The organism is Corynebacterium sp. KPL4072 (genome assembly GCF_037908395.1).
Lineage (GTDB): Bacteria > Actinomycetota > Actinomycetes > Mycobacteriales > Mycobacteriaceae > Corynebacterium > Corynebacterium kefirresidentii.
Map to the genome: position 1 here is coordinate 1 of NZ_JBBMGE010000019.1, position 2,321 is coordinate 2,321.

The following is a 2,321-nucleotide window of genomic DNA, read 5'->3' on the forward strand; positions in this document are numbered from 1 at the left end:
GGGTATGAGTAACCCCCGAGGTGTGGTGGTCTCGGGGGTTGTTTTGGCTTGTGTTTTAGAAGCCGGTGATGTTGCGGTTGAATTCGTTGAGTGCGTCTGGGATGAAGTATGGCAGCTTGCGTACGAAGAGGCTTGCGTGCTCGAGGGTGTCCCATCAGTTGGATACGCCGTTGCGTTAGCTACTACCCTTGAAGCTCACGCGTAATAATACCGGCCATACCAGTATGTCCCACGTCCGTTGGATGCATAGGCATAACAGACGGCGCAGTCGGGGTCTGTGCTGCCACAGCCCAACGCTGGGAAGTATCCGGCTGGCACGGGTCATGGGTTTTGGCTTGGTTGTGCAAGTCGATGAAGTTAACGCCGAGATCACGAGCAGCATGACCAATTTCAGCATTGAACTGATCCTCATAAGCAGTCACGCCAGGGAAACCAACAGGAATGACTTTGTCGCCGTCGTTAACAGCGCACAGAGTGTCGTTGACGGTCATGGGTACGTAGTTGACCATCGTAATCCGGGCGTGTGGGGCCTTGGCGCGGATCTTGTTGAATTGGTGTGCCAGTAGCCCCCGGTAGGCAGAAGCCTTAGGAATGTCCGGAAGTGCTGCGTCGATATACGTGCTTGGTTGCAAGCCGCCGTACATGAAGGTTACTTCCTTGGTGTCGGGGCCGATTTCTCCGGACAGTAGCGCGTGGTCAACATAGTTGTTTACCCAGTCGCTGGTGCCGTTGCAGGAGTAGTCAGCCAGCGACATGTTTAGGTTGCGTGCGGTTTGGTGTGCCCAGTTGTTGTTGTCGTTGAAGCAGGGGCGAATTGGTCGTGGGTACGGGGATACGCGACCGCTACCACCAGGTGCGCCACCATTAGCGGTAAAAGAATCGCCAAAGGTGACCATATCCTTACCGTGTGGCCCATCTGCTTGGGCGGTAGCTGGAACAGTGATACTGGTAGCAAGTGCAACAATGACACTTGCTAGTTTAGTGAATTTCTTCATATGGGAGCCTTTCTTTAATGATTATTTACCCACTGGACACCAGCTGCACTGTCACTGCCACCATAGGCATTATGGCGCAGGAAACCACGAATGAGCGTGTAGTAGTCCTTAGGGTTGTAGTGAGTGAGTTCACGGGCAACAGAGCGTGGGAACTTGCCGTGGAGCGTGTCCAGATCCATTGATGCTTCAGCCAGCTTGCGGTACTTCTTGGGATAGTTACATACAGCATCATCGCTATGGCATACTTCTAGTACCTTAGCGCCGAGATTGCCGAAGCCGCCGTCTAGTTGTCCTAGAGAACCAGTATTGACATCTGGCTTAGCAGGATACTGCGCAGCACCATTGCCACCTTGGTATGGATTAGCATAAAGTGCAGCAGAGGCAAAACGAGAAGGATCGAGTGCGCCCTTGCCATGAGCTGCATCATTAATGATGCGTGCAGAGACATCGGCACCTAGCGAATAGCCTACAAGGCTGATACGGCTGTTTGGACAATCATTCTGGATACGCGCAATGGTATGTGATGCCTTGGTATAGCCATCAGCTGATGCCTGTGGATAGGACGTTGCAGCAAAACCATAGGACTGATAAGGCACATAGGTCACATCAGTGTCTGCTCGATTACCCAATTGGATGCCTACATCAGCAGTGATATGACCAATAGGCAGGTTATCAGGCATGACTGGGTTAGTATTAGCACCACCAGGGGCAACAACAACTTGTTTAGGCGCGCAGTTGTGGATAAATGACTGTGGCGTAGGTGGCTCAAATGCCTGTGCTGTAACAGGAGCGATGAATGTTGCAGCAAGGGCCGCAGCTGCAATAGCGCGGATACATTTTAGGGACATGGAAAAACCTTACCAAGATAGACAAAAACGAAACTTCACTACCCCAAAACCAAGCAAATCACAGTAAATCCAGTCTCGGGAAGTTAACGCCCGTAATCCTAACCGACAAACCCATAATCCGCTCAGCATCATGCCTAACCAGTAGGCTAAAGTCTGAACCCTGAATAACACCTAAAGGCAGCCCTGAAATGAGCACGGAAACCGGGACAAACCCACTCAACACACCACACCTAGACGCATTAAAAGACCAAGTCAATAGCAGTCTACTAATACTGTTAAGCGCTATTGCAATAGTAACCTTAGTCGTAATAACTGCCCGACAGGTTTACCTCTTTGCTCGATACCGAGACCCAGCAGTACGCCGCTTAGCGCGTCGCAAAACAGCAGTTGAATACAAAGCGAACGTAAAAATAAAAGAAATCAGCCCCAAAGGCTGGATTGAAATAGCACCAAAAGACAAAGAATGGTGGGAACTGCT

3 protein-coding genes are annotated in these 2,321 nt (G+C 50.8%); 1 reads left to right on the forward strand and 2 read right to left on the reverse strand.

Annotated elements, in window-relative coordinates; translation table 11 throughout:
- Nucleotides 1–182: 182 nt before the first annotated feature.
- Both WMP97_RS11710 and WMP97_RS11715 read right to left on the reverse strand, forming a co-directional pair.
- Nucleotides 183–995 carry a GDSL-type esterase/lipase family protein gene (locus WMP97_RS11710; RefSeq protein ID WP_340440553.1) on the reverse strand — a complete coding sequence of 271 codons (813 nt, stop codon included), beginning with the start codon at nucleotides 993–995 and terminating at the stop codon, nucleotides 183–185.
- Nucleotides 996–1,009: 14 nt separating this feature from the next.
- Nucleotides 1,010–1,843, reverse strand: coding sequence for a cutinase family protein (locus WMP97_RS11715; RefSeq protein ID WP_340440554.1), 834 nt, complete (start codon nucleotides 1,841–1,843; stop codon nucleotides 1,010–1,012).
- Between the two features lie 188 nt (nucleotides 1,844–2,031).
- Here WMP97_RS11715 and WMP97_RS11720 point away from each other — a divergent pair.
- Nucleotides 2,032–2,321: hypothetical protein (locus WMP97_RS11720; RefSeq protein WP_340440555.1), on the forward strand; the 290-nt coding region annotated here is incomplete at its 3' end.